Here is a 26,575-nt window from a genome sequence, read left to right as displayed (position 1 = left end):
GGCGGGCGCCCGACCGGGCGGACGTCGCCCGGAGCCCTCCGGTCCGGCCCCCTCCGTGCCGATGGGCGGGCATGACGACCGTCCCCGGCCCGCCCGCCCCCTCGGCCGGGGGCCCGGTGCCGGCGGCGGCGCCCGCCGCGGCGGTGCCCGGCGTGCCGTCCCAGCCCACCGCCCCGGCGGGCGAGCGGCTGGGGCCCGACTGGCCGGCGCTCGTCGCCGAGGTGCTGGCGGACCCGTCCCGCCTCACGCTCGTCGCCCAGCCGATCGTCGACGTCGCCGGCGCCGTCGTCGCGGGCTACGAGCTGCTGTCGCGCTTCGCGGGCCCGCGGCACCTCACCCCGGACCTGTGGTTCGCCGCGGCGGACCGCCTCGGCGTGGGCGCCGAGCTCGAGGCCGTCGTCGTCGCCCGGGCCCTGGAGATGCGGGCCGACCTGCCGGACAACTGCTTCCTCACCGTCAACGTCAGCCCGCACCTGCTCGTCGAGCCCGCCCTGCGCGACCTGCTCCTGGCCGCCGGCGACCTGTCGCCCCTCGTCCTCGAGCTCACCGAGCACACCGCCGTCACCGACCTCACGCCCGTCGTCGAGCTGCGGGACGTGCTGCACGCCCGCGGCGCGCTCGTGGCGCTCGACGACGCCGGCTCGGGGTACTCCGGCCTGCAGCAGCTGACGTCCATGCGCCCGCACGTCGTCAAGCTGGACCGGGCGCTCGTCGCCGACGTCCACCTCGACGAAGCGAAGCTCGCGCTCGCGGAGATGCTCGGCGAGCTGGCCGGCCGCCTCGACGCGTGGCTCCTCGCCGAGGGCGTCGAGACGTGGGACGAGATGGACGCCTTCGTCCGCCTCGGCGTCCCCCTCGCGCAGGGCTACCTCCTGGGCCGCCCGACGCCGGGCTTCGCGTCCCTCGACCCCGCCGTCGCCGCCCGCCTGCGGGCGTCGGCCGCTCGGCAGTCCCTCGTGGAGAGCGTCGCGAGCCTCGTCGAGGCCGTCCGCTGCGAGGACCCGACCGCCGGCCTGCCGCTCGTCCTCGCCGTGGGGGAGGCGGGCCTGCGGCTCGACGACCACGCGCACCCGGCCGAGCTGCTGCTGCCGGACGGCGACGGCCACCGTGTCGCGCCGGTCTCCCTGCGCACGCGGGCGACGGACGACGTCGTCGAGCTCGCGCTGCGCCTCGTCGCCCGCCCGGCCGGCTGCCGGTTCGACCCCGTCGTCGTCGTGGACGACGTCGGCCGCGCCGTCGGCCTCGTCCGCGCCGAACGGGTGGTCGGCCGCCTCGCCGCCATGGCCGGGGCGTCCGCCGGCCGATGAGCGGGAGGTGGGGCCGAGGGTCGGCCCCCGTCAGGAGGCACCAGCCATGAAGCAGTTCGCGTGCGGCGACGTCGTCCCCGGTTGTCGCAAGACCTTCACCGCCCCGACCGAGGCCGACATCCTCGGCTCCGTCGGCGCCCACGCCCGGGACGACCACGGCCTGGCCGAGGTGCCTGCCGAGCTCGTCGAGGCCGTCCGCGGCCGCATCCTCACCCTCGCCTGACCGCCGACGTCCGCCCCGGGCACCGTCGCCCGGGGCGGACGACCGGACACCCGCTGCCGCAGGCGGTCCCGGCCCACGGGCGTCCGAGGGCCCGTCGTGCCGCGGGCCCGCGCCCGTGGGAGCGTGCCCGCCGTGAGCACCCCCGCCCCGCCCCGTCGCGTCCTCGTCACCGGCTGGTTCAGCGTCCCCGACGGCGAGATCACCGCGGGCGACCTGCTCGCCCGGGACGCGGCCGTCGCGCACCTGCAGGCCCTCGGCGTCGCGCACGACGTCGCGATGACGCGCACCTTCGCGCCCGACGACGCCGAGAGCGTGGACCTCCTGGCCGTCGACCCGCGGCGCTACGACGTCGTCCTGTGGGTGTGCGGGCCCGCCCGCGGACGCCAGCTGCAGCGCGTGGCCGACCGCTTCGCGCACGCCCGGTTCGTCGGCGTGGACGTGTCCCTCGTCGGCGGGCTCGCGCCGCTGCACGCGGCCCTCGCCCGGGACGGCGACGGCCCGCCGCGTCCCGACACCTCGTTGCTCGTGCCCGTCCCCGCCGTCCCCGTCGTCGGGCTCTGCACGGCCAACCGTCAGGACGAGTACGCCGACCGCCAGCGCCACGACCTCGTCCACGACGTCGTCCGTCCGGCGCTGGCGTCGGCGCCCGGGCCGGCGGGGCCGCCCGCCGTCGTGGCGTTCGACACCCGGCTCGCGACGGGGGAGCCGCACGTGCCCTCGACGGCCGCCCAGGTCGAGTCGCTGCTGCGCCGCTTCGACGCCGTCGTCTCGAGCCGGCTGCACGGCATGGTCCTCGCGCTGAAGAACGGCGTGCCCGTCGTCGCGCTCGACCCCGTCGACGGCGGCGCCAAGGTGGCCGCGCAGGCGGAGGCGCTCGGCTGGCCCGTGCTGCTGCCGCACGAGGTGACGACGGAGCGGGTCCACGCGGCGCTCGCCGAGGCGCTCACCGAGGAGGCCCGGGAGCGGGCGCGGGCGGTGCTGCCCGCGGCGACGGCGGCGCTGGCCGGCTACGCGGACGAGCTGGCCGGCGTCATGGTCCCGCGGGGCTGACGCCCGGCCGCGTCCGGCGCGGTCCCCGGGGACCGCGCCGGACGGGGCGCTCAGACGACGACGTTGACGAGCGTCGGCGGCCGCACGACGACCTTGCGGACCTCGGCGTCGCCGATCACCCGCTGCACGGCCGGGTCGGCCAGGGCGCGCTCGCGCAGCTCGTCCTCGCCGATGCCCGCGGGCACCTGCAGGCGGGCGCGCACCTTGCCGCGGACCTGGACGACGGCCGTCACCTCGTCCTCGACGAGCAGGGCCGGGTTGACCTCGGGGAAGGCCTCGTGCACGAGGGACGTGCTGTGCCCGAGCCGCTCCCACAGCTCCTCGGCCACGTGCGGGGCGAGCGGGGCGACGAGCAGGACGAGCTGCTCGGCCACCGCGCGCGGCGTGCTGCCGCGCTTGACGAGGTGGTTGTTGAGCTCGATGACCTTGGCGAGCGCGGTGTTGAAGCGCAGGGCCTCGTAGTCGTGGCGGACGCCGTCGACGGTCCGCGCGACGAGGCGGGCCGTCGCGTCGTCCGCGGGCTCGTCGGTGACGGCGAGCCCGCCGGTCTGCTCGTCGACGACGTTGCGCCACAGGCGCTGCAGGAAGCGGAACGAGCCGACGACGGCCCGCGTCTCCCAGGGGCGGGCGGCGTCGAGCGGGCCCATGCCCATCTCGTAGAGGCGCAGGGTGTCGGCGCCGTACTCGGCGGCGATCTCGTCGGGCGCCACGGCGTTGCGCAGCGACTTGCCCATCTTCCCCAGCTCGCGGGTGACGGGCTGCCCCTGCCAGGTGTACGTGGTGGCGCCGGGGGCACCGTCGGTCGCGTGCTCCTCGACCTCGGCGGCGGGCACGGCGATGCCGCGGGCGTCGCGGAAGACGTACGCCTGGATCATCCCCTGGTTGAAGAGCCGGTGGAACGGCTCCGCCGAGCTCACGTGCCCGAGGTCGTGGAGCACCTTGTGCCAGAAGCGGGCGTAGAGCAGGTGGAGGACGGCGTGCTCGGCGCCGCCGACGTAGAGGTCGACGCCGCCCAGCGGCTTGCCCTGGCGCGGACCCATCCACTCGCGCTCGACGTCGGGGTCCACGAGCCGCTCGGCGTTGTCGGGGTCGAGGTAGCGCAGCTCGTACCAGCACGAGCCGGCCCAGTTGGGCATGGTGTTCGTCTCGCGGCGGTAGGTGCGGGGGCCGTCGCCGAGGTCGAGCTCGACCTCGACCCAGTCCTCCCGGCGCGAGAGCGGCGTCTCGGGGGAGGTGTCCGCGTCGTCCGGGTCGAAGGTCCGCGGCGAGTAGTCGTCCACCTCCGGCAGCTCGACGGGCAGCATGCTCTCGGGCAGCGCGTGGGCCACGCCGTCGGCGTCGTAGACGACCGGGAAGGGCTCGCCCCAGTAGCGCTGGCGGCTGAAGAGCCAGTCGCGCAGGCGGTACGTCGTCGTCGGGCGGCCGAGGTCGTGCTCGGCCAGCCACGCCGTCATCCGCTCGCCGGCCTCGGCGACGCCCAGGCCGTCGAGGACGGCGCCGCCCCGTGCCGACGCGTCGGACGCGACGACGGTGCCGTCCTTCGCCGTCCACGCGTCGTCCCACGTCGTGGCGTCGTCGCCGCGCCCGTCGGCCGGCGCGACGACGCCGCGCAGCGGCAAGGACAGGGCGCGGGCGAAGTCGAAGTCGCGCTGGTCGTGGGCGGGCACCGCCATGATCGCGCCGGTGCCGTAGCCCATGAGGACGTAGTCGGCGACGAAGACGGGGACCTGCTCGCCCGTGGCCGGGTTGGTGGCGGTGGCCCCGGTGAAGACGCCCGTCTTGGTGCGGGTCTCCTGCTGGCGCTCGACGTCGCTGCGGGCCGCCGCGCGACGGGCGTACTCCTGCACCGCCTCCCGCGGGGTGGCCGCGCCGCCGGTCCAGGTCTCCGGCAGCGGGCCGCCGCCCGGCGCCGTCGCGGGCCAGGCGGCGGGGACGACGACGTCGACGAGCGGGTGCTCGGGGGCGAGGACGACGTAGGTGGCGCCGAAGAGGGTGTCGGGCCGGGTCGTGAAGACCTCGACCGTGCCGCCGCCCGCCTGCTCGCCGCCGGAGACGGCGAAGCGGACGTGGGCGCCCTCGGACCGGCCGATCCAGTGCCGCTGCTGGATCTTGATGGCCTCGGGCCAGTCCAGCGGCGCCAGGTCGTCGAGCAGCCGGTCGGCGTAGGCGGTGATCCGCATCTTCCACTGGCGCAGCGAAGCGGTGAAGACGGGGAAGTTGCCGCGCTCCGAGCGGCCGTCCGCGGTGACCTCCTCGTTGGCGAGGACCGTGCCCAGGCCCGGGCACCAGTTGACCGGCGCCTCGTCGACGTAGGCCAGGCGGTAGGTCTGCAGGACGGCGTCGCGCTCGGCCGGGGAGAGGTCGGCCCAGGGCCGGCCGTCCGGCGTGGCGCGGCTGCCGTCCGCGAAGGACGCGACGAGCTCGCGCACGGGGCGGGCCCGTCCGCGTCCCGTGCCCGACCGCGCGGGGGCCTCGGGGTCGTACCAGGAGTCGAAGACCTGCAGGAAGATCCACTGCGTCCAGCGGTAGTACGCCGGGTCGATCGTCGAGACCGAGCGGTGGGGGTCGTGCCCGAGGCCGAGGCGGCGCAGCTGGGCGCGCATCGTCGTGATGTTCGACAGCGTGGAGGTCCGCGGGTGCGTGCCGGTCTGGACGGCGTACTGCTCCGCCGGCAGGCCGAAGGCGTCGTAGCCGAGCGTGTGGAGCACGCGCCGCCCGGACATCCGCAGGTAGCGGCTGTGGACGTCCGTGGCGATGTAGCCGAGCGGGTGCCCGACGTGCAGGCCCGCCCCGGAGGGGTACGGGAACATGTCCATGACGAAGGACGTGCGGCCGTCGTCGACCGCCGGGCGCGTGGGCGTGGCGTAGACGTCGAGCTCGTCCCAGCGGTCCTGCCAGCGGCGCTCGACCTCGGCGGCGAGCGCGGCGTCGTAGCGGGCGAGGGGCGCCCCGGGGGGGCTGCCGGCGGACGTCTCGGCGGGGGAGGTGCTCTCGGGTGCCACGGGTCCCGAGGGTAGTGGGCGCGTGACCGGGGCCCGCCGCCGTCGCCGCGCCGGGTCGCGAGGGCGCGCGCGCCGTCAGCCCGCGAGGAGGCTGCGGACCTGCGCCACGCAGAGGACGACGAAGAGCAGGCCCGCCGCCGCGAGGAGGACGTTGCTCAGCACGCCGTTGCGCCACCCCTGCGGCACCCGCGGGGAGTTGAGCAGCAGGAGCAGCGTCAGCGCGAGGAAGGGCATGAAGAGCGCCCCGAGGACGCCGTACGCGAGCACGAGCTGGAACGGCTGGCCGACGACGACGAGGACGACCGGCGGGAAGGTCAGCCACAGGGCGTAGAGGCGGAAGGGCAGGCCGCGCTCGGGGTGCTCGCTGCGGGCGGGCGAGCCCTGGCCCGAGCGGACGACCGTCACGAAGTCCGCGAAGAGGAGGCTCACGCCGTTCCAGACGCCGAGGACCGAGCTGAAGGCCGTGGCGAAGAAGCCGACGAGGAAGACGACGGAGACGGCGCGGCCGAAGCGCTCCTCGAGGACCGCCCCGAGGTCGAGCAGGCCGCGGTCGCCCTCGGTCAGCGGGGCCAGGGTCGACAGCAGCTCGGCGCCGACGACGAGCATGGCGAGGACGAAGACGCCCGTCGTGAGGTAGGCGATGCGGTTGTCCCAGCGCATCACGCGCAGCCACCCGCGGTCGCGCCAGCCCTTGGCGTTCACCCAGTACCCGTAGGCGGCCATCGTGATGGTGCCGCCGACGCCGCCCACGAGGCCGAGCGTGTAGATGACCGAGCCGTCCGGCACCCGGGGGACGAGCCCGGCGAGGATCGCGGGCACGTCCGGGACCACGAGCACCGCGAGCCCCACGACGACGACGAACATCACGCCGATGAGGACCGTCATGAGGACCTCGAAGACGGCGTAGCGGCTCGTCCACACGAGGACGAGCCCGGCGACGCCGCAGAGCAGCCCCCAGCCCCACAGGGGCAGGACGTCGGGGAAGAGCACGGCGAGGGGCAGGGCGCTGGCCGTCATCGCCGTCGCCCCGTAGACGAAGCCCCACACGACGACGTAGACGCCGAAGTAGCCGGTGGCCCAGCGCGACAGCGAGCGCCAGCCCTCGACGACGGTCGTGCCCGTGGCGAGGTGGAAGCGACCCGTCGCCTCGGCGAGGGCGATCTTCACGACGCAGCCCACGACGACCGCCCAGGTCAGGGCGTACCCGTAGGCCTGGCCGGCGACGAGCGTCGCCACGAGGTCGCCAGCGCCGACGCCCGTGGCGGCCACGACGATGCCCGGGCCGACGCGCCGCCACGACGGCCGGCGGGTGGGGGCGTCGGCGCCGGGGCCGCGGTCCGGGACGTCGGCGGCAGGGCCGCCCGGCAGGTCGTCGGTCCCGAGGTCGGGACGGGCGTCGGTCACGGGGGCTCCCTCGTGCGGCGGTCCCGGCGTCGTCGCCGGGCCCCGTGAGGCTAGGGCCGTCGTCGGCGGGCACGGGGAGGGCGGGCTGTGGTCCTCGTCGCACCCGCGGCCGGTCGGGCCCGGCGCGCACAGGGGCCCGGCGACGGACGCCGTCCCCAACGCCGTGGTCGCGCGGGCGTCCAGGACGACCGGTCCCGGAGGGTGCCGGGGTGCGGAGCGAGCGAGGTGGGGCGACCGACGCGGACCTCGTGCGCCGGCGGCTCGACGCGGTGCTCGGCGGTGCCGACGGGCCCGGTGCCGGGCCCTGCGCGGACGCCGACGACCTCGACGGGGAGGCCCGTCCCCCGCACCGGCGAGGGCGCGGCGGTCACCTGGCCGACGCCGACCTCGCCGAGGGCCTGGGCCTGTGGCCGCAGCTGTGGGGGGCCCTGGCCGACCGCGTCCCCGCGCCCCTGCGCGGCGGGCGGTGGCGCGCCTCCGCCCCGGCAGCGGTGGCGGCGCTCGTCCTCGCCGCGGCCGTCGTCCTCGTGCTGGCCGTGCGGGCGACCGCCGGGGCGCCGGGCCTGCCGGTGCCGGCGCGGGCACCCGTGGCCGTCGCGGGGTCGACGACCGCCGCCGCCGGGGCGCCGGGTGCGGCGTCCCCGACGACGGGGCCGCCGCCCGCGACCGGTGCCCCGCCGGCGCCCGTCGGCGCGCCGGGCATGACGGGGGTGACGGGCTCGCTCGCGCCGACGACGGTGCCGCCCGCGACCGGCACGGCGTCGGGCGGCGCGGCCGCCGCCGTGGTGGTGGTGCACGTGGTCGGGCAGGTGGGGGCACCGGGCGTCGTCCGGCTGCCGGAGGGCTCGCGGGTGGCCGAGGCCGTCGCCGCGGCCGGGGGTGCGAGCGAGGGGGCCGACCTCGCGCGCGTCAACCTGGCGCGGCTCCTCGTCGACGGCGAGCAGGTGGTGGTGCCCGCGCCGGGCGAGGAGCTGCCGGCGCCGGAGGCCGCCCCGGCGGGCGGCGCCGGGGCGTCGGCGGGCGGGGCGACGGGCACCGCCCCGGGTGCGGCCCCGGGTGCCGGTGGCGCTGGCGGCGGCCCGGGCGGGGCCGCGCCGGTCGACCTCAACACGGCGACGCTGGCGGACCTCGACGCCCTGCCCGGCATCGGTCCCGTCCTCGCCCAGCGCGTGCTCGACGTGCGGGCGGAGATGGGCGCCTTCACCAGCGTCGAGGAGCTCGGCGAGGTGAGCGGCATCGGCGAGGCACGGCTGGCCGACCTGCGCGACCGGGTGGTCGTGCGGTGACGGCCGCCGCGGCCACCACGGCCACGGCGCCGACGGCGGACGTCGCCCCGGTGCCCGTGCCGGACCGGCCGGCCGTGCACGACCTCCGCCTCGTGCCCGCGGCCGCGGTGGCGTGGGCCGGGGCGGCGCTCGCCGTCGGGCTCCCGACGGGCGTCGCGCTGGTGCTGGCGGGGGTCCTGCTCGGGGCGGCGCTCCTCGGTCTGCGGCCGCGACGGCCCACCCGCCGCCGCACGCGACGCCCACCGGGGGGTCCCGGGGGGCCGGCGGCCGCGCGGTGGTCCGCGGTGCTGGCGCTCGCGGCCGTCGCGGGGAGCGCTGCCGTGGCGTCGGGGGCGCTGCAGGTGGCGCAGGCCCGCAGCGGTCTCGTCGCCGACCTGGCCGGCGACCGGGCGGTCGTCGAGGTGCAGGCCCGGGTCGCGGCCGAGCCGTCGCGCGTCCGGCCCCCGCCCGGCGCCGTCGCGCGGGGCGAGCGGTGGGTCGTCCGGGTCCACGTCGCGGAGGTCACGGGTCGCGGGCTCGTCGGCGGCGCCCGCGCCGGCGTCCTCGCGGTCGGCGGCGCGGGGCTGGCGGCGCTGCGGCGCGACGAGGAGGTGGTCCTCGTCGGCCGGCTCGAGCCGCTGCCGGCCGGGGACGACCTGCTGGCGCTCCTGCGCGTGCAGGCGCCGCCGCACGCCGTGACGCCGCCGACCGGCTGGCGCGGTGCGGCCGCCGACCTGCGCGGCGGCCTCCACGCCGCCGTCGCGGCGCAGCCGCCGGACCGGCGCGGTCTGCTGCCGGGGCTCGTCGTAGGGGACACGAGCCGCCTCCCGGAGGACCTCGAGGACGAGATGCGGACGACGGGGCTCGCCCACCTCACCGCGGTGAGCGGCGGCAACACCGCCGTCCTCGTCGCCGCCGTCGCCGGGGGAGCGGCCGTGCTCGGCGCCGGGCGACGGGTGCGGACGGGCGCCGCCCTCACGGCGCTCGTGGCCTTCGTCGGCGTCGCGGGCCCGGAGCCGAGCGTCCTGCGTGCCGGCGTCATGGCGGCGGCGGCCCTCGTCGGCCTCCTCGCCGGCCGGCCGGGCCGCGGGGTCCCGCTGCTGGCGGTGGCCGTCGTCGTGCTCGTCGTCGCCGACCCGGCCTCGGCCCGGTCTCCCGGGCTGGCCCTGTCCGTGCTCGGCACGGGCGCCCTGCTCGTCCTCGCGCGGCCGTGGGCGCAGGCGCTCGAGGGCGGGCTGCCCCGCCGGCTGGCCGCCGCGCTGGCGGTGCCCGCCGCCGCGCAGGTCGTCTGCGCGCCCGTGCTGCTCCTGCTGGCGCCCGAGCTGTCCCTCGCGGCGGTGCCCGCCAACCTCCTCGCAGCGCCCGCAGTCGCCCCCGCGACGGTCCTCGGCGTCGTCGCCCTGGCGCTGGCCCCCGCCTCGCCGGCGCTCGCCGAACTGGTCGCGGTCCCGGCGGGCTGGGCCGTCGGCTGGGTCGCTCTCGTCGCACGGACGGGCGCCGGCGTCCCCGGTGCCGCGGTGCCCTTCCCGGGCGGCTGGGCCGGCGCCGCGCTGCTGGCCGGCCTCCTGCTGCTCGGTCTCGTCGCCGTGCCGGCGCTCGTCCGGGTCGTCGTGGAGCGGGCGCGGGCCGCCCGCGCCCGTGCTCGTCGTCGGGCGACCGGCCGACGGGGCGCCGGCCCGCGGGCCGTCCGTCCGGGGCCGGGGTGGTCCCGGGCCGTGGCTGCCCTCGCCGGTGCGGCGGTGCTCCTCCTCGTGGCGGTGGTCGGGCTGCCGCGGTGGCGCTCGGCCGGCTCCTGGCCGCCCGCGGGGTGGGCGGCCGTCCAGTGCGACGTCGGCCAGGGCGCCGCCCTGGCCGTCCGCAGCGGCGAGGAGGCCGCCGTCGTCGTCGACGCGGGGCCGGACCCGGGCGCCGTCCGGCGGTGCCTCGACCGCCTCGGCGTCGAGCGCGTGGACCTCCTCGTGCTCACCCACTTCCACGCCGACCACGTGGACGGGCTCGGAGGGGTGCTCGAGGGCCGGGAGGTGACGGCGGCGCTGGTCAGCCCGCTCGCCGAGCCGGCCCCGGCGGCGGCCGCCTCGGCCCGGCTGCTCGACGAGGCCGGCGTCCCCGTCGCCGCCGGGACGGCCGGGCTCGCGGGGCGGGCCGGCGACGTCGCCTGGCGGGTGCTGTGGCCGTCGGCGGGCGCGCCCGGCGGCTCGCCGTCCGGCGCCGCGCCGGGCGGCGAGGACGACGGCGCCAACGACGCGAGCGTCGTCGTCACGCTCACCAGGGGCGACGGACTGCGGGTGACGGCGCTCGGCGACCTCGGCGCCGAGGCGCAGGCGTCGCTGCGCCGGCGGACGGCGGACGACGCGGCGGCCTGGCCCGTGGACGTCCTCGGGGTCGCCCACCACGGCTCGGCCGACCAGGACCCGGACCTGGCGGCGCTCGCGGCCCCGCGCGCCGCGCTCGTCGGCGTGGGGGAGAACACGTACGGCCACCCGTCCGACCGGGCCCTGGCGCTGGCCGGGGCGGGCGGCGCCGTCGTCGCGTGCACCACGGTCACCGGCGACGTGGCCGTGGCCACCGCCGGCGCCGGGGAGCTCGTCGTCGTGCCCCGGCGCCGGGTCCCGGCCTCCGGGCCGTGCTGAGGACGGGCGCGCGGCGCCGTCGGTGGCGCGTGGCACGCTGCCCGCGTGGCGGCGCAGAGGACGGGGACCGGGGCGCGGGCGGGCTCGCGTGCCGGCGGCAGCAAGGCCAAGGGCGCCGTCAGGACCGTCGCCTGGTCCGAGGCCCGGGTCGCGCCCGTCGTCGTCGTCACCGGCGCCGAGCAGCTGCTGGCCGAGCGGGCCGTCGCCCGCGTCGTGGCCCTGCGCCGGCTCGACGACCCGTCCGTGGAGGTCGTCACCGTCGACGCCGTCGCCGACGAGGCGGGGCGGCTCCAGACGGCCGTCAGCCCGTCGCTCTTCGACGAGCCGCGGGTCGTCGTCGTCACGGGCGTCGAGGCGGCCGCGGAGGCCGTCGAGAAGGACGTCGTGGCGCACCTCGCCGCGCTCGCGTCCCAGCCCGACGACGAGGTGGTCCTCGTCCTGCGCCACGGCGGCGGGCAGCGCAAGAAGGTGCTCGACGCCGCGCGTGCCGTCCCCGGCGCCCTGTCGGTCGACTGCCCCCCGCTGAAGAAGGACGCCGAGAAGATCGCCTTCGTCGGGGCCGAGCTCGAGACGGCGCGCCGCCGCATCTCCGCCCCGGCGGCCCGTGCCCTCGTCGACGCCGTCGGCTCGGACCTGCGCGAGCTGGCCGCCGCCTGCGCCCAGCTCGTCGCCGACACCAGCGGCACCGTCGAGCCCGAGGACGTGCAGCGCTACCACGGGGGCCGGGTGGAGGCCACGAGCTTCCGGGTGGCTGACGCCGTCGTCACGGGCAGCGCCGCGGAGGCGCTCGCCATGCTGCGCCAGGCCCTGGCCACCGGGGTGGAGCCCGTCCTCGTCGTCGCGGCCCTCGCCATGCGGCTGCGGCAGATGGCGCTCGTCGCCGGGTCGCGCGGGCGCGACGAGGAGGTCGCGCGTGCCCTCGGCATGCAGCCCTGGATGGTCGGCATGCGCCGGCGCGAGCTGCGCGGCTGGAGCGCGACGGCGCTGGGCGCCGGCCTCGTGGCCCTCGCGGCGACCGACGCCGACGTCAAGGGCGGTGGTCGCGACCCGGTCTACGCGCTGGAGCGCGCCGTCCTCGCGCTCTGCGGCAGCCGCGAGCCGTGACACCCTCGGCCGCCGGCCGCCCGTGGCGGCGCGCCGCGTCCCGACCCACCCGCCGACCGGCCGACCCCGCACCCCGGAGGACCCCGTGACCCACTTCGTCGCCGAGATCCGCTACACCGCCGAGCCGGACGTCGTCGCCGCCTCGCGCGCCGAGCACCGCGCGTACCTGCAGGGGCTGCACGCCGCGGGGCGGCTCGTCCTGTCGGGCCCGTGGGCGGACCGCTCGGGCGCGTGCCTCGTCTACCGCGCCGAGGACGAGGCCGAGGTGCGCACGATGCTCGAGGAGGACCCGTTCCGCCGCGACGACGTCGTCGAGGTGCTGTCCGTCCGGGAGTGGGACGTCGTCGTCGGCGGGTGAGCGCCGCCGGCGGCCGCCGCACGCCGACCGTCCGCACGGACGACGAAGGGCACGACCTCCGCGGAGGTCGTGCCCTTCTCGTCGTGCGTGTCCCGGCCCGGGGGCCGGGGGAGGCGTCGGCCTCAGACCGCCGCGGCGCGCTTGGCCATGCTGGCCTTGCGGTTCGCGGCCTGGTTCTTGTGGATGACGCCCTTGGTGACGGCCTTGTCGAGGCGGCGCGAGGCGTGCTGGAGGGCGGCCTGCGTCTTGTCGCGGTCCCCGGCCTCCGCGGCCTCGCGGAACTGGCGGACGACCGTCTTGAGCTCGGACTTGACGGCCTTGTTGCGCAGGCGCGCCTTCTCGTTGGTCGCGATGCGCTTGATCTGGCTCTTGATGTTCGCCACGGGTGGTTGCTCCAGGAAGGTCGCGTGCGGGTGCGTGCTCGGTGCCGTGCGGTGGTGCTTCGTGCGGTGCTCGTGAGGCGTCCGGGTCTGGCGGGACGGCCCCGGCCTGGGGCGGGGCCCCGGCCGCGGTGCACCGGTCGCCCGGTGCGCCGGCCGCGGGGATCGCTCACCGCGGACGCAGCCACCAAGACTAGCAGCGCCCCCGCGCGCGTCTCGCCGCCGCGCGGGCGTGCCCCGGTCGGGCCCCCGGCCGGTCACGGCGGCGCGGCCGGACGGCGGGGCGGCGCGTGACACCATGGGCGGTCGGACGTGACCGGCCTCCCCGGCGCGACGCACCCCGCCCGACCGACCTGACGGAGGGAACCTGCCCGTGAGCGCCGGTCCCGCGGACCTGCAGCCCGCCTCGACGGCGCCGGCGCAGCTGCGCAACTTCTCGATCATCGCCCACATCGACCACGGCAAGTCGACGCTCGCCGACCGGATGCTGCAGATCACGGGCGTCGTCGACCAGCGGGCGATGCGCGCGCAGTACCTCGACCGCATGGACATCGAGCGCGAGCGCGGCATCACCATCAAGAGCCAGGCCGTGCGCATGCCGTGGGCGGTCGACGGCGTCCAGCACGCCCTCAACATGATCGACACGCCGGGGCACGTCGACTTCACCTACGAGGTCTCCCGGTCGCTCGCCGCGTGCGAGGGGGCGGTGCTCCTCGTCGACGCCTCGCAGGGCATCGAGGCGCAGACCCTCGCCAACCTCTACCTGGCGATGGAGGGCGACCTCGAGATCGTCCCCGTCCTCAACAAGATCGACCTGCCCGCCGCGCAGCCCGAGAAGTACGCCGAGGAGCTCGCGGGCCTCGTGGGCTGCGACCCCGCCGACGTCCTGCGCGTGTCCGGCAAGACCGGCGAGGGGGTCAGCGAGCTGCTCGACCGCATCGTCGCGCGCGTCCCCGCGCCGGTGGGCGACCCCGACGCCCCCGCCCGCGCGATGATCTTCGACTCGGTCTACGACACCTACCGCGGCGTCGTCACCTACGTCCGCGTCGTCGACGGCCGCCTCGAGCCGCGGCAGAAGATCGCCATGATGTCGACGAAGGCGACGCACGAGCTCCTCGAGATCGGCGTCAGCTCGCCCGAGCCGGCGCCCAGCAAGGGGCTCGGCGTCGGCGAGGTCGGCTACCTCATCACCGGCGTGAAGGACGTCCGGCAGTCCCGCGTCGGCGACACGGTGACGGGCGCGCAGCGGCCGGCCACGCAGGACCTCGGCGGCTACCGCGACCCCAAGCCCATGGTCTTCTCGGGGCTCTTCCCCATCGACGGCTCCGAGTACCCCGTGCTCCGCGACGCCCTGGACCGGCTCAAGCTCAACGACGCCGCGCTGCAGTACGAGCCGGAGACGTCGGTGGCCCTGGGCTTCGGCTTCCGCGTCGGCTTCCTCGGCCTCCTGCACCTCGAGATCGTCCGCGAGCGGCTGGAGCGCGAGTTCGACCTCGACCTCATCGCCACCGCCCCGAGCGTCGTCTACGAGGTGCGGATGGACGACGGCGACGTCGTCACGGTGACCAACCCCAGCGAGTTCCCCGAGGGCAAGGTCAAGGAGGTGCGCGAGCCCGTCGTCAAGGCGACCGTCCTCGCGCCCAGCGACTTCATCGGCGCCGTCATGGAGCTGTGCCAGAGCCGGCGCGGCGAGCTCCAGGGCATGGACTACCTGTCGCCCGAGCGCGTCGAGCTGCGCTACACGCTGCCGCTCGCGGAGATCGTCTTCGACTTCTTCGACCAGCTGAAGTCGAGGACGCGCGGCTACGCGTCGTTGGACTACGAGCCCACGGGCGACCAGGCGGCCGACCTCGTCAAGGTGGACGTGCTCCTGCAGGGCGAGAAGGTCGACGCCTTCAGCGCCATCGTCCACAAGGACAAGGCGTACCCCTACGGCCTCATGATGGCGGGGCGGCTGCAGAAGCTCATCCCGCGCCAGCAGTTCGAGGTGCCCGTGCAGGCGGCCATCGGCGCCCGCGTCATCGCCCGCGAGACGGTGCGCGCGATCCGCAAGGACGTCCTCTCCAAGTGCTACGGCGGCGACATCACGCGCAAGCGGAAGCTGCTGGAGAAGCAGAAGGAGGGCAAGAAGCGGATGAAGATGGTCGGCCGCGTCGAGGTGCCCCAGGAGGCCTTCATCGCGGCGCTGTCCTCGGACGCGGACGCCCCCAAGGACGCCGCCAAGAAGTAGCGGCCGCGACGCCCGCCGTCAGCGGTGGCGGGGCTGCGGGACCCGGCGGTGGTCGACCGCCCGCCAGGACAGCGCCGCGGCGGCGTCCTGGACGTGCGCGTGCCGCTCCTGCGCGTCGGGGGCGTCGTGCGCGGCGCGCTGCCGGGGGAGGGTGGCGATGATCGCGTCGAGGCCGCGGGAGCCGGGGGTGGTCACGGCCCTGCATCGGCAGCGGGCACGGGGCGCTTGAGCCGCGCCGCCGACGCCGTGCCCGGCCGGCCTGCTTCACTGCCCCCGTGCAGCCCACGCGCGAGCCCTCGGCCGGTCGTGTCCTGGCGGTCTGCCGGGTGCACCGGCTGCAGCCGGACGGCGACCGGGGCGACGTCACCGGCATCGACAAGCGGCCCGTCGAGGGGGCCGTCGACGCCGGGCCCGTGGGGCTGCGCGGCGACGTCCAGGCCGACCGGGTCGACCACGGCGGTCCCGACAAGGCGCTCTACGCCTACGCGCAGGAGGAGGCCGACCACTGGGCCGGCGTCCTCGAGCGCGACGTCGTGCCCGGCCTCTTCGGCGAGAACCTCCGCACCGCGGGCGTCGACGTCGACGGCGCCGAGGTGGGGGAGCGCTGGCGCGTCGGCGACCGCCTCGAGGTCGAGGTGACGATGGCCCGGACGCCCTGCATGACCTTCGCCCGGCACCTCGACGAGCAGCGCTGGGTCCGACGCTTCGCCGAGCACGGCCGCCCCGGCGCCTACCTGCGGGTCCTCGTCCCGGGACCGGTCGCGGCGGGCGACGCCGTCGAGGTCCTCTCCCGGCCCGGCCACGGCGTGACGACGTCGGCCTTCTTCACCGACCCGACGCCGGAGCGGGCGCGCGTGCTGCGGGACCTGCACGACGCCGGCGAGCTCGACGTGGCCGAGGCGCTCCTGCGGTACGTCGACCGGGCGCTCGCCCGCGCCTGACGCCCCGCTCCCGACCCCGGGCGCCGGGGACGGACGGCGGCAGGAGGGCGCCGATGTGCCGTCCTGGGGGGAGGACGGCGGCAGATGGGCGCCGATGTGCCGTCCTGGGGGGTGGGCGGCGGCACGAGGGCGCCGAAGTGCCGTCCTACGGGTGGGTGGCGTAAGACGGGCGCCGATGTGCCGTCCTGGGGGTGGGCGGCGGCAGGAGGGCGCCGAAGTGCCGTCCTACGGGTGGGTGGCGTCAGATGGGCGCCGATGTGCCGTCCTGGGGGGAGGACGGCGGCAGATGGGCGCCGATCTGACGGTCAGGGGCGCGGCAGGCCCTCGGCCTCCAGCACGGCCATGGCCGCGCCGTGGCCGCCCAGCCCGCTGACGCCCCCGCCGCGGCGCGCGCCCGAGCCCGCCAGCAGCACCCGTGGGTGCCGTGTCGCCACGCCCCAGCGCTCGGCGGGCGTCCCCAGGGGGTCGTCGTCCTCGACGAAGGGCCACGCGAGCGGCCCGTGGAAGATGTGGCCGCCGGGCAGGCCGAGGGAGCGCTCGAGGTCCTTGGTCGTCCGCGTCTCGACGCACGGCCGGCCGTCGGCGTCGCGCAGGAGGAGGTCCTCGACCGGCTCGGCGAGGACGGAACCGAGCGCCTGCAGGACGTTCTCCTGCAGGCGGTCCCGGACGGCGTCGTGCTCCGGCCCGTCGGCGGGCACGAGGGCGTCCGGCACGTGCAGCCCGAAGACCGTCATCGTGTGCGCGCCCTCGGCGTCGAGGTCCGGCGGCAGGATGCTGCGGTCGGCCAGCGTGTGGCAGTAGACCTCGCACGGCTGCGGCGACGGCAGTCGTCCGCCGGCGGCCTCGGCGAAGGCGGCGTCGAGCCGGCTCGCCGTCTCGTGGACGTGGAAGGTCCCGCCGAACGCCGCCCCGGTCGCCACGCCGGCGTCGAGGAGACGCGGCAGCCGGCGCACGAGCAGGTTCGTCTTGACCTGCGCGCCCTCCGGCCGGACGACGGGCGCGGCGGGCGCGTCCGCCCCGCCGGCCGCGAGCAGGCCCTCGAGCACCGACGGCGCGACGCCGGACAGCACCCACCGGGCGGTGGCGGTCCCCTCCTCGCCGCCGACGACGGCGGTCACCTCGCCGTCGGGCGTCACGGCGGTGACCTCGGCGCCGGTGACGAGCCGCGCTCCCGCGGTGCGGGCGGCGCGCTCGAGCGCGCCCGAGACGGCGCCCATGCCGCCGACCGGGACGTCCCAGTGGCCGGTGCCGCCGCCGACGACGTGGAGGAGGAAGCAGCGGTTGACCTCGAGCGTCTCGTCGTCGAGCGGGCGCGAGACGCCGATGAGGCCGTCGGTCGCCAGCACGCCGCGGGCGAGGTCGCCGGGGACCGCCGCGGCGAGGGCCGCCCCCAGCGGCTGCTCGACCAGCGCGTCCCAGACGGCGTCGTCCCCGACGAGAGCCCGGGCCTCGGCGCGCGTCCGCAGCGGCTCGACGAGGGTCGGCCACAGCCCGCGCGCGAGCGTGGCGGTGCTGCGCGAGAAGGTCTCCCAGCCGTCGGCGTCCGCGGTGCCGCCGACGGCCACCAGCGAGGCCCGGGTCGCGGCGGCGTCCCCGCCGTCGACGAGCAGCCCGCGGGCGGGGTCGTCGGGGTCCGGCGTCCAGCTCGACCAGCGTCGCCGGACGAGCCGGACGTCGAGCCCCAGCTCCCGCACCACCCGCGCCGGCAGGAGGCTCACGAGGTAGGAGTAGCGCGACAGCCGCGCGCCCGTCCCGGGGAAGACCTCGGCGGAGACCGCCGCCCCGCCCACGCCGGCCGCCCGTTCGAGGACGAGCACGGACAGGCCGGCGCGGGCGCAGTACGCGGCCGCCGTGAGCCCGTTGTGCCCGCCGCCCACGACGACGACGTCGTACCGCCCGGCTGCTGCCTCCGCGTCCACGGCGACATCCTGGCCCGCTGCCCGCGCTCCCGGCCGGACGCGGCCGCGGCCCGCGGTGCGGGCGCCGGCGGCGTCACGGCCGCACGTCGCGGTGCGGGGGCCGACGCGGGGCGCGTCATGGCCACATGTCGCGGTCCTCGGGGGTGGTGCGGGGGAGGGTCCGCGGCGGGGGACCATGGGGGCGTGAGCCCTGCCCTGCCCGACGGCGAGCCCGTCCCGGAGGACGGCGCCCTCCCGGCGTCCGCCGCGGTGGGGGCGGCCGACCGGGCGCTCGCGATGTACCTCCACGTGCCCTTCTGCCGGGTGCGCTGCGGCTACTGCGACTTCACGACGTACACGGCCGAGGAGCTCGGCGGCGCCGGGAGCGGGTCGTCGCGGGCCGGCTACGCCGCCGTCGCCGCCCGCGAGGTCGAGATGTCCGGCCGGGTGCTCGCCGCCGCGGGCCTGCCGCCGCGGGAGGTGGGCACCGTCTTCGTCGGCGGCGGCACGCCGACGCTGCTGCCCGCCGCCGACCTCGTCGGCCTGCTCGACGTCGTCCGCCGCACCCACGGCCTGGCCGACGGCGCCGAGGTGACGACCGAGGCCAACCCCGACTCGGTCACCCCCGCCTCGCTGGCCGAGCTGGCGGCGGGCGGCTTCACGCGCGTGTCGTTCGGGATGCAGTCGGCCGTGCCCCACGTCCTGGCGACGCTCGACCGCACCCACGACCCGGCACGGGTGCCCGACGTCGTCCGCTGGGCCCGGGACGCCGGCCTGCAGGTGAGCCTCGACCTCATCTACGGGACGCCGGGGGAGTCGGACGACGACTGGCGCGCGAGCCTCGACGCGGCGCTCGCCTGCGCCCCCGACCACGTCTCCGCGTACGCCCTCGTCGTCGAGGCGGGCACGCGCATGGCGGGGCAGGTGCGGCGCGGGGAGCTGACGCTCCCGGACCCCGACGACCTCGCCGCCAAGTACGAGGTGGCCGACGCCGCCCTCACCGCCGCGGGCATGTCCTGGTACGAGGTGAGCAACTGGGCGGCCCGTCCGGAGGCCCGCTGCCGCCACAACGTCTCGTACTGGCGCGGCGACGACTGGTGGGGCGTCGGCCCGGGCGCCCACAGCCACGTCGGCGGCGTCCGCTGGTGGAACGTCAAGCACCCCGGCGCCTACAGCGCCCGCCTCCTCGCCGGTCGCTCGCCCGCCCACGCGCGGGAGGTCCTCGACGACGACGCCCGCGAGGTCGAGCGCGTCCTGCTCGGCGTCCGCCTGGCCGAGGGCCTCGACGTCGCGGCCCTGCCCCCCGACGGGCTCCCGCGCCTGCCCGAGGTCGTGGCCGAGGGCCTCGTCGCGCCGGGCCTCGACGGCGCGCCGCCGTCCCGCGTGGTCCTCACCGACCGCGGCCGGCTCCTCGCCGACGGCGTCGTGCGCCGCCTGCTGGGCTGGTAGCCGGCTCTCGGACGACCGGGCGCCTGCTCGTGATCGGCAGGGCTCCTCGACGACGAACAGGCGCCTGTTCGCGTCCCGGGAAGCCCCACAACGACGAGCAGGCGCCTGTTCGCGTCCCGGGAGGCCCTTCGACGACGAACAGGCGCCTGCTCGCGCCGGAGGAGGGGGTCAGCGCACGAGGCGCAGGGTGAGCGGGTAGCGGTAGCGCTCGCCGCGGTTGGCCCGCACCGCCGCGATGATCGCCAGGACGGCGACGTAGACGGGGAGAAGCAGCACCAGGAGGAAGAGGAAGCCGAAGCTGATGAGGTTGAGGAACCCGACGACCGCCCAGAGGACCAGGACGGTGATCTGGAAGTTGAGGGCCTCGCGCGTCTGGTCCTGCACGAAGATGCCGCGGTCGCGCAGGACGAGGAAGGCCACGAGCGGCGCCAGGACGTAGAGGAAGATGCCTCCGAGGTGGGTCAGCGTCGCCCAGAGCCGCTGGTCGGCGGGGGAGAGGTCGTCGCCGCCCGTCGGGCGGGGGGCGGGACCGCGGCCCGGCTCCTCGCCGCGGTACTGGCCGTGCTGCTGGCCGTAGGGCTGCTGACCGGACGGCGCCTGGCCGTACGACGGCTGCTGGCCGTACGACGGCTGCTGGCCGTAGGGCTGCTGCCCCGACGACGGGGCCTGGCCGGAGGGCGGCTGCTGGCCGTAGGAGGGCTGCCGGTCGCCCGGGGGCGGTCCGTCGTACCGGGGCGCGTCGCCGGGGTCGCCGGGCTGCTGGCTCACGAGGGGCTCCTTCCGCACGACCACCGGTCGGCGGCCGTCCGGCCAGGCTACCGACGGCTCAGGTGCCGGGCTCGGTGACGAAGTCGATGAGCTCCTCGACCCGGCCGGAGAGCGTCGGCTCGAGGTCGGCGATGGTGCGGACCGTCCCGAGGATGCGCTTCCAGCCGTGGGCGACGTCCCGCTGGTCCTCGTGCGCCCAGCCGAGGTGGGCCAGGACGCCGTGCTTCCACGACGTCCCGCGGGGGATCACCGGCCACCGCTCGAGCCCCAGCCGCTGGGGGCGGACGGCCTGCCACACGTCCACGTAGGGGTGGCCGACCACGTGCACGAGCCCCCGCCACCGCCGGTCGGCGAGCGCGGCGTCGACGAGCCGCTGCTCCTTCGTGCCCGGCACGAGGTGGTCGACGAGCACGCCGACCCGGCGGCCCGGCCCGGGCGCGAAGTCCTCGAGCGCGCCCGAGAGGTCGTCGACGCCGTCGAGCGGCTGCACGACGACGCCCTCGACGCGCAGGTCGTCGCCCCACACCTTCTCGACGAGCTCGGCGTCGTGGCGGCCCTCCACCCAGATCCGGCTGCCGCGGGCCACGCGGGCGCGGTGCCCCGCGACGGCGACGGAGCCGCTGGCGGTCCGCCCGGGCGCGACGCCGCCGGCGGCGGGGCGTGCGGGGGCGGCCGGGCGCGGCGGCACGAGGCGCACGGGCCGGCCGTCGAGGAGGAAGCCGGGACCGAGCGGGAAGGCCCGTGTGCGCCCGCGGCGGTCCTCGAGGTGGACGACGTGGACCCCGCCCGCCTTCTCGACGCGGACGACGGCCCCCACCCAGCCGGTGTCGACGTCCTCGACGACGACGCCGCGCTCGGCCGCGAGGTCGGTGCTGCGCCCGCGCGGCGGCGTCGCCCAGGCCGCACGGCCCCCGGCGAGGACGTCGGCGCCGTAGCGGTCGCCCGGTCGGCCGGTGGTCGCGGCGGGCGTCCCGGTCCGCGGGAGGGGGCGGGCGGGAGGACGGCCGGCGGGGCGCTCGGGCATGCGCGGGACGCTAGCCCGCACCCCCGACGGAGCCGGGCAGGCCCGCGGCGAGGCGTAGGCTTGGCACTCGATCTGCCCGAGTGCCAGCGCGGCGCCACGGGCTCGGACCCGGGCGGCGAGGAGGACCACGGATGAGCGACGAGCGACGGCTGGCGGTCCTGCGGGCCATCGTCGAGGACTACGTGGCCACCCGGGAGCCCGTCGGCTCCAAGGTCCTCGTCGAGCGCCACAGCCTCGGCGTCTCGCCCGCCACCATCCGCAACGACATGGCCGTCCTCGAGGAGGAGGGCTACATCGCCCAGCCCCACACGAGCGCCGGCCGCGTCCCCACGGACAAGGGCTACCGGGCGTTCGTCGACCGGCTGGCCACGGTCAAGCCCCTGTCGCTCGCCGAGCGCCGTGCCATCTCGACCCTCCTCGACGACGCCACCGACCTCGACGACGTGCTCACCCGCACCGTCCGGGCGCTCGCGCAGCTGACGCGCCAGGTCGCCGTCGTGCAGTACCCGTCGCTGAGCCGGGCGACCGTGCGGCACGTCGAGCTCGTGCCGCTCGGCGGCCCGCGGCTGCTGCTCGTGCTCATCACGGACTCCGGACGCGTCGAGCAGCGCACGGTCGACGTCGGCCAGGAGGTCCCCGAGGACCTCGTCGCGTCGATGCGCACCCGCATCGCCGCGGTGTCGGCGGGCGCCCGGCTCGACGCGCTCGTGGCCCGGCTGCCGAGCCTCCCCGAGGAGTTCCCGCCGCACGAGCGCGACGTCGTCCGCGCCGTCCTGCGCGTGCTGGAGGAGTCCCTCGCCGGCCAGCGCGAGGAGCGCGTCGTCCTCGCGGGGACGGCCAACCTCGCCCGCTCGGGCCTGGACTTCCCGCAGTCGATCTCGCCGGTCCTCGAGGCCATCGAGGAGCAGGTCGTCCTGCTGCGGCTGCTCGGCGAGATGGCCGACGACGCCGGTGCCGCCACCGGCGGCGTGCAGGTGCGGATCGGCCGCGAGCTGGCGCACGACCGGCTGCTCGAGACCTCCGTGGTCACGAGCGGCTACGGCACCGGCGGCGAGGTGGTGGCCCACCTCGGCGTCCTGGGGCCGACCCGGATGGACTACCCCACGACGATGGCGGCGGTGCGGGCGGTCGCCCGCTACGTCTCGCGCATCATCGGCGGCTGACCCCGCCGCCGGGCGGCCCGCGCCGCCCGCCCCCGTAGCGAGCACCCCGCCCGAGCACCCCGACCGACAGGAGCGAGCACCCCGGTGAGCGACCACTACGAGGCCCTCGGCGTCTCCCGCGACGCGTCGACGGAGGACATCAAGAAGGCCTACCGCAAGCTGGCGCGCAAGTACCACCCCGACGTCAACCCCGACGCCGCGGACCGGTTCAAGGACGTCTCGGCGGCCTACGACGTGCTGTCCAACCCGGACAAGCGCCGCGCCTACGACCGCGGCGAGACCCTCGGGGGCTTCGGCGGCGGGGGCGCGGCCGGGGGCTTCGGCTTCAGCGACATCTTCGACACCTTCTTCGGCGGCGCCGCCGGCGGTGCGGGCGCCCGTGGCCCGGCCAGCCGGGCCCGCCGCGGTGCCGACGCCCTCCTGCGCGTCGAGGTCGAGCTGCACGACGCCGTCTTCGGCGTCGACAAGGAGATCTCCGTCGACACGGCCGTCGTCTGCTCCACGTGCTCCGGCTCGTGCTGCCAGCCCGGCACCTCGCCGCGGACCTGCGACGTCTGCGGCGGCCGCGGCCAGGTCCAGCGGCAGGTCCGCAGCTTCCTCGGCCAGGTGACGACGGCCATGCCGTGCCCCGGCTGCGGCGGCTTCGGCACGACCATCCCGTCGCCGTGCCCCGAGTGCGCCGGCGAGGGCCGCGTCCAGGAGCGCCGCACCCTCACCGTCCGCATCCCCGCGGGCGTCTCGACGGGCACGCGGGTCCAGCTCGCGGGCCAGAGCGAGGTGGGCGTCGCGGGCGGTCCCCCCGGCGACCTGTACGTCGAGGTGGTCGAGAAGGCGCACGAGACCTTCACCCGCCGCGGGGACGACCTCCACTGCACCGTGCAGGTCCCCATGACGGCCGCCGCGCTCGGCACGACGCTGACGGTCGACACGCTCGACGGCGGCCAGCAGGTCGACGTCCGGGGCGGCACGCAGTCCGGCGAGGTCCACACCCTCCGCGGGCTCGGCGTCGGCCACCTGCGCGGCGGCGGCCGCGGCGACCTGCTCGTCCACGTCGACGTGCAGACCCCGACCCGGCTCGACGAGCGCCAGGAGCAGCTGCTCCGCGAGCTCGCCGACCTCCGCGGCGAGCAGGCGCCCGAGGGGCGCCTGACGAGCGCGGGCGGCGGCGTCTTCGGGCGGCTGCGGGACCTCATCTCCGGGCGCTGACCCGGGCGGCGAGCGGGCGAGCGGGCGACCCCTCCGGGGGTGGCGTCGACGGGCGCGTGGACGGTTAGGCTCTCCTAACGTCCGCGCACCGTCGTCGAGCACCCGGAGGCCCGCCCGTGGAGCCCTCGTCGGCGACCGCGCCCGGCGCCGCCGCGACCCCGGACGCGCCGGCCCTGACGCCCGGCACCGCCGACGCCGCCCGGCCGCGGACGGCGTCGCGCCGGGTGGTCGTCGTGGCCGTCCTCGTCGCGCTGCTCGTCCTGGCCGTGGCGGCCAGCCTCGCGGTGGGCAGCCGGCCGCTCTCCCTCGGCACCGTCTGGCAGGCGCTCTGGTCGCCGGTCGCCGGGGACAACGACCACCTCGTCGTCCGTGACCTGCGGCTGCCGCGGACCGTCGTCGGGCTCGTCGCGGGCGCGGCGCTCGGGCTGTCCGGCGCCCTCCTGCAGGGCCTCACGCGCAACCCCGTGGCCGACCCCGGACTCCTCGGCATCAACGCCGGGGCGTCGCTGGCGGTGGTCACGGCGATCGCCACGACGGGCGTCACCGCGGCGTCGGGCCTCGTGTGGTTCGCCGTGGCGGGCGCCGCGGTCGCGGGGGCCGTCGTGCTCGTCGTGGCCTCGCTCGGCTGGGGCGGGGCGACGCCGGTCAAGCTGGCCCTCGTCGGCGCCGCCGTCAACGCCGTCGCGACGTCGCTGCTGACCCTCGTCGTGCTCGGCGACCGGACCACGCTCGACGTCTACCGCTTCTGGTCCGTCGGCTCGCTGTCGAGCCGCGGGTGGGACGTCGTCCTCGCCACCGGGCCGCTGGTCGCCGTCGGCGTCGTGCTGGCGCTCGGCTCCGCGCGCTTCCTCGACGCCATGGCGCTCGGCGACGACCTCGCCCGCGGGCTCGGCCAGCGGGTGGGGCTCGGCCGGGCCGTCGTCCTCGTCGCCGCCGTGCTCCTCGCGGGCGGGGCGACCGCCCTCGCCGGCCCGGTCGTCTTCGTCGGCCTCGTCGTGCCGCACGCCGTCCGGCTGCTCGTCGGGCAGGGGCACCGCCTCGTCCTCCCGTGCTCCGTCCTCGCCGGCCCGGTCCTCCTCCTCGTCGCGGACGTCGTCGGTCGTGTCGTCGTGCCGCCGTCGGAGCTGCAGGCCGGGCTCGTCGTCGCCCTCGTCGGCGCCCCGGTGCTCGTCGCCGTCGTGCGGCGCTCGCGGGCGGTGACGGCGTGAGCGCGGACGTCGCGCAGCGGCCGGGCCCCGCCGTGCCGCCCGGCCCGGCCGAGGTCGCCGACGCCGAGCGCGTCGCCCTCGACCTCCTGCGGGGGGCGTCGCGCCGGAGGCGTCGCCGCTCGGCCGGCGTCACCGGCGCCCTCCTGCTGCTGTCGCTCGTCGTGGCGGGCGTCAGCCTGTCCGTGGGCGACTTCCCCCTCCCGCTGCGCCAGGTGGCGCTGGGCCTCGTCGGGCAGGGCGACGAGATCACGGAGCTCGTCCTCGGCGAGTTCCGCGGGCCGCGGCTGGCGCTCGGCGCGCTCGTCGGCGTCGGGCTCGCGCTGTCGGGCGGGCTGTTCCAGTCCGTGCTGCGCAACCCGCTGGCCTCGCCGGACGTCATCGGCGTCACCCAGGGCGCCGCGGTCGGCGCCGTGGCCGTCCTCCTCGTCCTGCGCCTCGACGCCGCGTGGGTGCCGCTCGGCGCGCTGGTCGGCGCCCTCGTCGCCGCGGGCGCCACGCTCGCGCTGGCCTGGCGCGGCGGGCTCGACGGCCGCCGGTTCGTCCTCTGCGGCATCGGCCTCGCCTTCGCCGCGTCGAGCGTCCTCGGCTACCTCCTCAGCCGCAGCGACGTCCAGGACGCCCAGACCGCCCTGACGTGGATCAGCGGCTCCGTCGCCTCCGCCTCGTGGGAGGGCAACGCCCGGCTGGCCGTCGCCCTCGTCGTCCTCGTCCCCCTCGCGCTCGCCCTCTCGCGGCGGCTCGACGTCCTCGCGCTGGGGGAGCAGGCCGCGACGGCGCTCGGCGTCCGGGCCGGCGCGACCCGGCTCGTGGCCGTGCTCCTCGCCGTGGGGCTCGCGGCCACCGCCACCGCGGCGGCCGGTCCCGTCGCCTTCGTCGCCCTCGCCTCGGCCCCGGTCGCCCGGCGCCTCGTCGGCGACGGGCGGGCGGCGCTGCTCCCGACCGCTGCGGTCGGGGTGACGCTCGTCACCGCCTGCGACGTCCTCGCCCAGCACGCGCTCGACGGGCGCCAGGTGCCCGTCGGCCTCGTGACGGGCGTCGTCGGCGGCGTGTACCTGCTCTGGCTCCTCACCACCGTCCGCCCCCGCCCCGGAGGTGCCTGATGGCCCCGACGACCGCCCCGCCCGCCGCGCCCGCCGCGGTCGACCCGCTCGGCGCCCTCGGCGGCGACGGCACCCCGCCGCCCGCCCTCGTCGCCCGGGGCGTGTCCGTCGAGTACTCCGGCCGCCGCGTCGTCCACGAGGTCGACCTCGAGGTGCCGTCCGGGCAGGTGAGCGTCGTCGTCGGCGCCAACGGCTGCGGCAAGTCCTCGCTGCTGCGGGCCCTCGCCCGGCTGCAGCGCCCCGCGACCGGCCGCGTCACGCTCGACGGCCGCGACGTCGCCCGCACGTCGCCCCGCGCCTTCGCCTCCGTCGTCGGCCTGCTGCCGCAGCACCCGCTCGCGCCGGAGGGCATCACCGTCGGCGACCTCGTGGGGCGCGGCCGGCACCCCCACCACGGCCCGTTCCAGCGGTGGTCGGCCGAGGACGACCGCGTGGTGGCGCGGGCGCTCGCGGTCACCCGGACCCACGACCTCGCAGGGCGGCGCGTCGAGGAGCTCTCGGGCGGCCAGCGCCAGCGGGTCTGGGTCGCCATGGTGCTCGCCCAGCAGCCGCGCGTCCTCCTCCTCGACGAGCCGACGACCTACCTGGACGTGGCCCACCAGGTCGAGGTGCTGCAGCTGCTGCGCGACCTCAACCGCTCCGCCGGCACGACCGTCCTCATGGTGCTGCACGACCTCAACATGGCCGCCCGGTACGCCGACCACCTCGTCGTCATGGCCGGGGGACGGGTCCACGCGCAGGGCCGGCCCGAGGAGGTCCTCACCGAGCGGTGCGTGCGGGACGCCTTCGCGCTCGAGTCCGTCGTGCTCGCCGACCCGGTGACCGGCGGGCCCCTCGTCGTCCCGCGCTGAGACGGGGCGTCCGC

22 protein-coding genes are annotated in these 26,575 nt (G+C 77.6%); 15 read left to right on the top strand and 7 right to left on the bottom strand.

Annotated features, from left to right (window positions below; all coding sequences use genetic code 11):
- Window positions 1-71: 71 nt before the first annotated feature.
- The 3 genes from EDC03_RS02225 (at window position 72) to EDC03_RS02215 (ending at window position 2,580) form a co-directional block, all read left to right on the top strand.
- The gene (locus EDC03_RS02225) at window positions 72-1,307 is read left to right on the top strand and encodes an EAL domain-containing protein (protein ID WP_123378528.1); all 1,236 of its coding nucleotides are present in this window, start codon (window positions 72-74) and stop codon (window positions 1,305-1,307) included.
- Window positions 1,308-1,353: 46 nt separating this feature from the next.
- The gene (locus tag EDC03_RS02220) at window positions 1,354-1,530 is read left to right on the top strand and encodes a DUF1059 domain-containing protein (RefSeq protein WP_123378527.1); all 177 of its coding nucleotides are present in this window, start codon (window positions 1,354-1,356) and stop codon (window positions 1,528-1,530) included.
- A 132-nt stretch (window positions 1,531-1,662) separates the two neighbouring features.
- Entirely contained in the window at window positions 1,663-2,580 is a 918-nt protein-coding gene (locus EDC03_RS02215) for a polysaccharide pyruvyl transferase family protein (protein WP_148057984.1), read from the top strand.
- Window positions 2,581-2,630: 50 nt separating this feature from the next.
- Here EDC03_RS02215 and EDC03_RS02210 read toward each other — a convergent pair whose 3' ends face one another.
- Both EDC03_RS02210 and EDC03_RS02205 read right to left on the bottom strand, forming a co-directional pair.
- Entirely contained in the window at window positions 2,631-5,582 is a 2,952-nt protein-coding gene (locus tag EDC03_RS02210; RefSeq protein WP_123378525.1) for a leucine--tRNA ligase, read from the bottom strand.
- A gap of 75 nt (window positions 5,583-5,657) precedes the next feature.
- Window positions 5,658-6,986 (bottom strand): Nramp family divalent metal transporter, encoded by a 1,329-nt coding sequence (locus EDC03_RS02205; RefSeq protein ID WP_199719855.1) that lies wholly within the window; start codon window positions 6,984-6,986, stop codon window positions 5,658-5,660.
- 209 nt (window positions 6,987-7,195) lie between these two features.
- Between EDC03_RS02205 and EDC03_RS17755 the strand changes: the two genes are divergently transcribed.
- From EDC03_RS17755 to EDC03_RS02185, 4 genes are all read left to right on the top strand, one after another.
- On the top strand, window positions 7,196-8,272 hold the full coding sequence (locus EDC03_RS17755; protein WP_199719854.1) for a ComEA family DNA-binding protein: 1,077 nt from the start codon (window positions 7,196-7,198) through the stop codon (window positions 8,270-8,272).
- Window positions 8,269-10,881 (top strand): ComEC/Rec2 family competence protein, encoded by a 2,613-nt coding sequence (locus EDC03_RS02195; RefSeq protein WP_123378524.1) that lies wholly within the window; start codon window positions 8,269-8,271, stop codon window positions 10,879-10,881. The genes EDC03_RS17755 and EDC03_RS02195 overlap by 4 nt, the downstream gene beginning before the upstream one ends.
- Window positions 10,882-10,926: 45 nt before the next feature.
- Window positions 10,927-11,985 carry a DNA polymerase III subunit delta gene (gene holA / locus EDC03_RS02190; RefSeq protein ID WP_123378523.1) on the top strand — a complete coding sequence of 353 codons (1,059 nt, stop codon included), beginning with the start codon at window positions 10,927-10,929 and terminating at the stop codon, window positions 11,983-11,985.
- Between the two features lie 85 nt (window positions 11,986-12,070).
- Window positions 12,071-12,343, top strand: a complete 273-nt coding sequence (locus EDC03_RS02185; protein ID WP_123378522.1) for a YciI family protein — start codon at window positions 12,071-12,073, stop codon at window positions 12,341-12,343.
- Window positions 12,344-12,465: 122 nt separating this feature from the next.
- On the opposite strand, the gene rpsT is transcribed toward EDC03_RS02185, so the two are convergent.
- Window positions 12,466-12,726, bottom strand: coding sequence for a 30S ribosomal protein S20 (gene rpsT / locus EDC03_RS02180; protein WP_123378521.1), 261 nt, complete (start codon window positions 12,724-12,726; stop codon window positions 12,466-12,468).
- A gap of 364 nt (window positions 12,727-13,090) precedes the next feature.
- Between rpsT and lepA the strand changes: the two genes are divergently transcribed.
- Complete coding sequence (gene lepA / locus EDC03_RS02175) at window positions 13,091-14,953, top strand: translation elongation factor 4 (protein WP_123378520.1); 1,863 nt, start codon at window positions 13,091-13,093, stop codon at window positions 14,951-14,953.
- A gap of 18 nt (window positions 14,954-14,971) precedes the next feature.
- Here the strand turns inward: lepA and EDC03_RS17435 are convergent, their stop codons facing one another.
- A complete protein-coding gene (locus EDC03_RS17435; protein WP_158674167.1) occupies window positions 14,972-15,148 on the bottom strand; it encodes a hypothetical protein in 177 nt (58 codons plus the stop codon).
- 80 nt (window positions 15,149-15,228) lie between these two features.
- On the opposite strand from EDC03_RS17435, the gene EDC03_RS02170 reads away from it, so the two are divergent.
- Entirely contained in the window at window positions 15,229-15,894 is a 666-nt protein-coding gene (locus EDC03_RS02170; protein ID WP_123378519.1) for an MOSC domain-containing protein, read from the top strand.
- 305 nt (window positions 15,895-16,199) lie between these two features.
- Here EDC03_RS02170 and EDC03_RS02165 read toward each other — a convergent pair whose 3' ends face one another.
- Window positions 16,200-17,813, bottom strand: coding sequence for a phytoene desaturase family protein (locus EDC03_RS02165; RefSeq protein ID WP_241966980.1), 1,614 nt, complete (start codon window positions 17,811-17,813; stop codon window positions 16,200-16,202).
- Window positions 17,814-17,996: 183 nt separating this feature from the next.
- Here EDC03_RS02165 and hemW point away from each other — a divergent pair, with 183 nt between their 5' ends.
- A complete protein-coding gene (gene hemW, locus EDC03_RS02160; RefSeq protein WP_123378518.1) occupies window positions 17,997-19,241 on the top strand; it encodes a radical SAM family heme chaperone HemW in 1,245 nt (414 codons plus the stop codon).
- Window positions 19,242-19,409: 168 nt separating this feature from the next.
- Here hemW and EDC03_RS18350 read toward each other — a convergent pair whose 3' ends face one another.
- The gene (locus EDC03_RS18350) at window positions 19,410-20,009 is read right to left on the bottom strand and encodes a DUF4870 domain-containing protein (RefSeq protein ID WP_123378780.1); all 600 of its coding nucleotides are present in this window, start codon (window positions 20,007-20,009) and stop codon (window positions 19,410-19,412) included.
- Window positions 20,010-20,067: 58 nt separating this feature from the next.
- On the bottom strand, window positions 20,068-21,033 hold the full coding sequence (locus tag EDC03_RS02150) for a DUF3097 family protein (protein WP_123378517.1): 966 nt from the start codon (window positions 21,031-21,033) through the stop codon (window positions 20,068-20,070).
- A 131-nt stretch (window positions 21,034-21,164) separates the two neighbouring features.
- On the opposite strand from EDC03_RS02150, the gene hrcA reads away from it, so the two are divergent.
- From hrcA to EDC03_RS02125, 5 genes are all read left to right on the top strand, one after another.
- A complete protein-coding gene (gene hrcA, locus EDC03_RS02145; RefSeq protein ID WP_123378516.1) occupies window positions 21,165-22,196 on the top strand; it encodes a heat-inducible transcriptional repressor HrcA in 1,032 nt (343 codons plus the stop codon).
- Between the two features lie 84 nt (window positions 22,197-22,280).
- Window positions 22,281-23,402, top strand: coding sequence for a molecular chaperone DnaJ (gene dnaJ / locus EDC03_RS02140; protein WP_123378515.1), 1,122 nt, complete (start codon window positions 22,281-22,283; stop codon window positions 23,400-23,402).
- A 116-nt stretch (window positions 23,403-23,518) separates the two neighbouring features.
- Window positions 23,519-24,610: a FecCD family ABC transporter permease gene (locus tag EDC03_RS02135; protein ID WP_123378514.1), complete on the top strand. Its 1,092-nt coding sequence runs from the start codon at window positions 23,519-23,521 to the stop codon at window positions 24,608-24,610.
- On the top strand, window positions 24,607-25,710 hold the full coding sequence (locus tag EDC03_RS02130) for a FecCD family ABC transporter permease (RefSeq protein WP_123378513.1): 1,104 nt from the start codon (window positions 24,607-24,609) through the stop codon (window positions 25,708-25,710). Before EDC03_RS02135 ends, EDC03_RS02130 begins: the two co-directional genes overlap by 4 nt.
- Window positions 25,710-26,561 carry an ABC transporter ATP-binding protein gene (locus EDC03_RS02125; protein WP_123378512.1) on the top strand — a complete coding sequence of 284 codons (852 nt, stop codon included), beginning with the start codon at window positions 25,710-25,712 and terminating at the stop codon, window positions 26,559-26,561. The genes EDC03_RS02130 and EDC03_RS02125 overlap by 1 nt, the downstream gene beginning before the upstream one ends.
- Window positions 26,562-26,575 lie beyond the last annotated feature (14 nt).

Origin of the sequence: Pseudokineococcus lusitanus (assembly GCF_003751265.1) — a bacterium.
Taxonomy (GTDB): Bacteria; Actinomycetota; Actinomycetes; order Actinomycetales; family Quadrisphaeraceae; genus Pseudokineococcus; species Pseudokineococcus lusitanus.
The sequence above is the reverse complement of the archived record's forward strand: the minus strand, read 5'-3'. Positions and strand labels throughout refer to the sequence as shown.

Bases quoted from the DNA above. Each gene is read 5' to 3' on its own strand.
- EDC03_RS02150 (WP_123378517.1), bottom strand. From the start codon at position 21,033: ATGCCCGAGCGCCCCGCCGGCCGTCCTCCCGCCCGCCCCCTCCCGCGG.
- EDC03_RS02225 (WP_123378528.1), top strand. From the start codon at position 72: ATGACGACCGTCCCCGGCCCGCCCGCCCCCTCGGCCGGGGGCCCGGTG.
- EDC03_RS02125 (WP_123378512.1), top strand. From the start codon at position 25,710: ATGGCCCCGACGACCGCCCCGCCCGCCGCGCCCGCCGCGGTCGACCCG.
- hrcA (WP_123378516.1), top strand. From the start codon at position 21,165: ATGAGCGACGAGCGACGGCTGGCGGTCCTGCGGGCCATCGTCGAGGAC.
- EDC03_RS02220 (WP_123378527.1), top strand. From the start codon at position 1,354: ATGAAGCAGTTCGCGTGCGGCGACGTCGTCCCCGGTTGTCGCAAGACC.